Here is a 5,652-nt window from a genome sequence, read left to right as displayed (position 1 = left end):
CAATGACTACAAGCGCATGGATCTTCGACTAGACACTTCGAAGATGACGTAAACTCTACTGCCTATTTGATTAAGTTAACTACTTACTCGCTGCTAAAGCACGTGCAGCATGTAGTTTTTTATAGCTTTCAATTAAACGTTGATGCTTGTCTAAACCTTCAAGATTCATACTCGTTGGTGTTAAGCCATAAAATCTTACTTCGCCAAACACTGAGCCAACCACTTGTTTCATGTTTTCTTCACCAAACATACGGTTAAAGTTGTGCATATAATCTTCAAGCGCTAAATCTTCATCGAGTGTCACTTCAAGTACAGCACTAACGGCTTGATAAAATAAACCACGTTCAACGGTATTATCGTTATACTGTAAAAACTCACCAACTAATTCAATAGCCTCTTCTAAAGCACCAAGTGCAAGATAAATAAGAATTTTCAACTCAAGAATGGTTAACTGCCCCCAAACGGTGTTTTCGTCAAACTCAATGCCGATCAAAGTTCTAATATCAATGTAATTATCTTGTTGACTGTCTTCTAAACGCTCAACTAAAGCAACTAATTGATCTTCTGATAATTTATGTAGATTTAAAATATCTTCGCGATAATCAAGCGACTTATTGGTATTGTCCCAAATAAGATCTTCAACCGGATACACTTCAGAATAGTCAGGCACTAAAATACGGCAAGCAGTTGCGCCAAGCTGATTAAACTCAGCGATGTACACTTCTTTACCTAAGTCTTTTAGAATGCCCATTAAGCTGTCATTTTCTTCTTCATTTGTGCCAGAAAAATCCCACTCAACAAACTCGTAATCATGCTTACCACTAAAAAATCGCCATGACACAACGCCTGTTGAATCAATAAAGTGATCAACAAAATTTTCAGGCTCAGTTACCGCCATGGTATTAAAAGTTGGTTTTGGTACGTCGTTTAAACCTTCAAAGCTTCTACCTTGTAGTAACTCTGTTAAACTACGCTCAAGCGCTACTTCAAAACTTGGATGCGCACCAAATGAAGCAAATACGCCGCCTGTTCTTGGGTTCATCAAGGTTACACACATTACAGGGAACTCGCCGCCTAATGAGGCGTCTTTTACTACCACGGGAAAACCTTGTGCTTCTAAACCTTCAATACCCGCTAAAATACCAGGGTATTTAGCAATCACCTCTTTTGGCACATCTGGCAGAATGATTTCTTCGGCGATAATTTGCTTTTTAACCGCACGTTCAAAAATTTCTGACAAGCACTGTACTTTCGCTTCCGCTAAGTTATTACCGGCGCTCATACCGTTACTTAAAAATAAGTTTTCAATTAAGTTTGATGGAAAATAAACAGTTTCACCATCAGACTCGCGTACGTAAGGAATAGAACAAATACCGCGTTCGCTCATACCTGAGTTGGTATCAATCAAGTTTGAGCCAAGTAGTTCGTTATCAGGGTTGTAAATGTCTAAACAGTATTCATCTAAAATACCGCTCGGTAATTCGTCATTATCACCGGGCTTAAACCACTTTTCGTTAGGGTAATGGACAAAATCACTGTTGGCTATTTCTGGACCAAAAAACTGATCGTTATAAAAGAAATTACAGTTAAGACGCTCAATAAATTCACCTAATGCAGAGCAAAGTGCGCTTTCTTTAGTTGAGCCTTTACCGTTAGTGAAACACATTGGCGAGGCAGCGTCACGAATATGCAACGACCACACGTTAGGAACAATATTTCGCCATGAAGATATTTCGATTTTCATGCCTAAATCAGCCAATAATTCAGTCATGTTGGCGATAGTTTTTTCAAGCGGTAAATCTTTACCTAAAATATACGTGCTAGCGCCATCTTCAGGTTGTGCCATTAACATGGCTTGTGCGTCTTCTTCTAAATTATCAACGGTTTCAACACTAAACTCAGGACCTGTTTGAATAACCTTTTTAACAGTACAACGGTCAATTGAGCGTAAAATACCTTGCTTGTCTTTATCGGAAATACTTTCAGGTAGCTCAACCTGAATTTGAAAAACTTGGTTGTACCTGTCTTCTGGGTCAACAATATTGTTTTGAGATAAACGAATGTTATCGGTTGGAATATCACGCGCGTTACAATACACCTTGACAAAATATGCAGCACATAAAGCTGAAGATGCTAAAAAGTAATCAAAAGGACCTGGTGCAGAGCCGTCACCTTTATAACGAATAGGCTGATCAGCGATGACACTAAAATCGTCGAACTTGGCTTCAAGTCTAAGGTTGTCGAGAAAGTTAACTTTGATTTCCATGAATAATTCCTGTTGTAATTTTCATTGTGACGTCAGGTGATAACTAAGTTTAATTAACTACCGATTAATAAAATGTAGCGGTAAACTAAACAGAGTTATTTTAATGGCGCTAATTATCGAGGTTTTTACGGCAATAGTCTTGGAAAAGTTATACTTTATTTAAAATTACTGGGTTAATACATAATTTCAAAAAAGAGAAAAAAAAAGTCCGGTTATTAAACCGGACTTTTAAAAAGATAATACTTATCGTTAAAATTAATTAGTTTCGCTTTCTTTCTCACTTTTTTTCATTTTACGTGATCTTTTTTTATCCATTTTTCTTTTCATTTTCTTTTCCATTCTTTTAAATTTCTTTAACTGTTCAGCCGTTAAAATATTTTTCATCGCAAATTTATTTTTTGCTTTAATTAATGCCATTGCCACAAACACATCTTGATTACTCTCTTGTAATTGAGTAAATGCTTGCTCATCAAAAAACTCTGCCGACATTAATGTTTTAACTTGATCTTTATACGCTTTAAATGCAGGCTTAAGTGCGTCTTTTTCTAATTTTTCTTGTGCCTTCAATGCTTTAACTTCAGCTTGTTGTGATTCGGTTAAGTCTAGCTTTTTAGCCATTTTAGCAAATCTTTTTTCATGCATTTGCTGACGTTTCTCAACTTGAGCACTATCAGGATTATCAGCGTTAGCAAAACTAACCGGCGATAAAACCAATGCTGAACAAAGAGACGTTGCAATTGCTAATGTTTTGAATGTAATTTTCATTGTGATATTCCTTTTTAAAACTATTTGTTATTGTAAAAAGTTAAATGACATGAGTTATGTCAATTACTCAAGTACTTTTACTTAAGTTGAGTTTTATTATATCTAGTGTTTTGCAAAGCAGTGCAAGGTTAATGTAAAGCTATGTAAAGTTATTTTCGACACCGATTAGATCACGTAAACTAACGACATTACTCAACAAATTACTCTTATTTATTAAAGAAGTATTCTATATGACATTATCTAACGTATCCATAAACACAGAGCAATCTAAACATATTTTATTAATAGATGATGATACCGAGCTCGCCGAGCTATTAACTGAATACCTTGAAACTGAAAACTTTAAAGTAAGCGTCTGTTTTGATGGTGCAAGCGGCTTAGCAAAAGCATCAGACGACAGTTTTGATCTAATATTACTTGATGTAATGATGCCAATATTAAATGGTTTTGAAGTTTTAAAAGCATTAGGCGGTAACCACAAAACACCTATTTTAATGTTAACAGCCAAAGGTGATGATAACGATAGAATACAAGGACTAGAATTAGGCGCAGACGATTACTTAGCAAAGCCATTTAAACATCGTGAATTACTTGCTCGTATTAACGCTATTTTAAGGCGTATATCTATAGTAAAACAACAAAGTCCTAGCGAAGCGTCTTCAGTAAACGAACAGCTCTGTGTAAATCACGTTAAAGTAAATCACGCCACTCGTGAAATTTTCTGCCAAGACACCTTACTTGAGTTAACGGGAACTGAGTATTTAGTCTTAGTTTACCTACTTGAAAATCACGGTAAGGTGGTTAACAAAGCCGATATTTCTGAACAAGTTTTACAGCGTAAATTAAGCCCTTACGACAGAACAGTTGACGTACACGTTGGCAATGTTCGCCGAAAGTTACTGGCTATTGACCCCATTGATAAAATGAAAACTGTACGCGGCGCTGGCTATGTTTTTTTACAAGGTGAGCAAGCATAATGACTAATACTTCAAACACCTCTCATAAAAGATTTACATTAGGAATAAGCCTAAAGCTTTTTATCGCCTTTTGGTTAGTCATCATTACGTCGGTATTAATTAGTTACCTTATTACCATGCAATTTAAGCAACTCCCTTTGCAAGAACAAGCAACACCTCAACAATTAAAAATACTGGTCAAGTTTTCAGAAAAAGTTAACGATAAAGAAAAAGTCAAATTAAAAGAACTACAACGTAATTTTTATCGAAAATATCAACAAGACTTAATCATAAAAAGAATAAATAACAACCGAATTTATTTACCAAGAAAGCCTGGTTGGTTTGAAATAAGAAATTATTTAGAAAAAAATCCGCTCAACAACCCTGTCACCATAGATTTTGGTTTTGCTAAAGTAACCTCCTCTCAACCAATTATGATCGACGGTAAACAATATCAATTCTTTATCGCTAAAGAGATACACCGTAAACATATTATTAATTTAATAAAACAGTTACCGGTGGCTATTCGTATATTATTACTGTTTAGTATAAGTTTTCTTTGTTGTTGGTTATTAGCTAAAAGTTTTAGCAAACCGTTAATCGCCATACAAAAAGCGAGTAAAGACATAGGTGAAGGCAAATTAACAACGCGTATTACCGAGTTTGATCAACGCAGTGATGAATTTGGCGATTTAGCCCGTAGCTTTAATCAAATGGCCGAGCAATTAGAAAGTAACATATCTGCACATCAACGTTTATTAGGTGATGTATCACATGAGTTAAGATCGCCATTAACACGATTACAACTTGCCGTCGCTATGGCTGAAAAGAATATAGGCAATACCGAAGAACAACAAAAACACTTAAATCGCTGCGAATTAGAAGTAGAAAGGTTAGATGAAATGATTGCCGATGTACTCACACTTTCTCGTTTAGAACACAACAAAAACACTTGCGTATTTGAGGAAGTAAACCTTAATAAACTTGTTAATAAAATAGTAAATGATGGTCAATATTTTGCAACAAGTAAGCAAGTAGAAGTTATCTTTATAGAGAAACTAAATTACACTATCTCCGCCGATGAAAAATTACTCGCCAGCGCCATCAGTAATGTAGTAAATAATGCAATAAAATATTCGCCAGTTGAGCAACAGGTTATTGTAGAACTAAAAGAGCAAAGTAATACTATTATGCTAAGTATTTCTGATAACGGCTCAGGTGTACCTGAAAGTATGATCGATAAATTATTTCAACCTTTTTTCCGTGTTGCCGATGCCAGAGACAGAAGTAGCGGTGGTACGGGTTTAGGCTTGGCAATAGCACAACAAGCTATATCATTACACCATGGCTCTATCGTTGCTAAAAACCAAAGTTCAGGCGGTTTATTGATAACAATTACTTTGCCTTTATCAACTTAAAAATAAAAAGGGCATCTCTTTCGAGATGCCCTTTTCTATAATATGGCGGTGAGTGAGAGATTCGAACTCTCGAAAGGGATAAACCTTTACACGCTTTCCAGGCGTGCGCCTTCAACCACTCGGCCAACTCACCAAATTTTTTCATAATATGTTTAGGTGTTATTATCACCAGATGTACTAAATCAGATACTTGGTTGATGCACACGCCTCGCGTGGCAATTCACCTTATCAACCACTCGGCCAACTC

Annotated in this window: 4 protein-coding genes and 1 tRNA gene; 2 read left to right on the top strand and 3 right to left on the bottom strand. The window is 35.9% G+C overall.

From position 1 onward, the window contains the following. Positions 1–79: 79 nt before the first annotated feature. Both KO502_RS12755 and KO502_RS12750 read right to left on the bottom strand, forming a co-directional pair. Entirely contained in the window at positions 80–2,266 is a 2,187-nt protein-coding gene (locus KO502_RS12755) for an OsmC domain/YcaO domain-containing protein (RefSeq protein ID WP_216022945.1), read from the bottom strand. Between the two features lie 255 nt (positions 2,267–2,521). Further along, positions 2,522–3,031 carry a Spy/CpxP family protein refolding chaperone gene (locus KO502_RS12750; protein WP_216022944.1) on the bottom strand — a complete coding sequence of 170 codons (510 nt, stop codon included), beginning with the start codon at positions 3,029–3,031 and terminating at the stop codon, positions 2,522–2,524. A gap of 230 nt (positions 3,032–3,261) precedes the next feature. Here KO502_RS12750 and KO502_RS12745 point away from each other — a divergent pair, with 230 nt between their 5' ends. Both KO502_RS12745 and KO502_RS12740 read left to right on the top strand, forming a co-directional pair. Beyond that, positions 3,262–4,008 carry a response regulator transcription factor gene (locus tag KO502_RS12745; protein WP_216022943.1) on the top strand — a complete coding sequence of 249 codons (747 nt, stop codon included), beginning with the start codon at positions 3,262–3,264 and terminating at the stop codon, positions 4,006–4,008. Further along, positions 4,008–5,405: an ATP-binding protein gene (locus KO502_RS12740; RefSeq protein WP_216022942.1), complete on the top strand. Its 1,398-nt coding sequence runs from the start codon at positions 4,008–4,010 to the stop codon at positions 5,403–5,405. Before KO502_RS12745 ends, KO502_RS12740 begins: the two co-directional genes overlap by 1 nt. Before the next feature lie 43 nt (positions 5,406–5,448). On the opposite strand, the gene KO502_RS12735 is transcribed toward KO502_RS12740, so the two are convergent. Continuing rightward, a tRNA-Ser gene (locus KO502_RS12735) sits at positions 5,449–5,538 on the bottom strand. Positions 5,539–5,652 lie beyond the last annotated feature (114 nt).

Source organism: Colwellia sp. E2M01, from assembly GCF_018860585.1.
GTDB lineage: Bacteria > Pseudomonadota > Gammaproteobacteria > Enterobacterales > Alteromonadaceae > Colwellia.
This window is presented reverse-complemented; position numbering and strand designations above follow the sequence as displayed.

Excerpts from the sequence above, each read along its gene's own strand:
- KO502_RS12755 (WP_216022945.1), bottom strand. The coding sequence starts at position 2,266 with ATGGAAATCAAAGTTAACTTTCTCGACAACCTTAGACTTGAAGCCAAG.
- KO502_RS12740 (WP_216022942.1), top strand. The coding sequence starts at position 4,008 with ATGACTAATACTTCAAACACCTCTCATAAAAGATTTACATTAGGAATA.
- KO502_RS12750 (WP_216022944.1), bottom strand. The coding sequence starts at position 3,031 with ATGAAAATTACATTCAAAACATTAGCAATTGCAACGTCTCTTTGTTCA.
- KO502_RS12745 (WP_216022943.1), top strand. The coding sequence starts at position 3,262 with ATGACATTATCTAACGTATCCATAAACACAGAGCAATCTAAACATATT.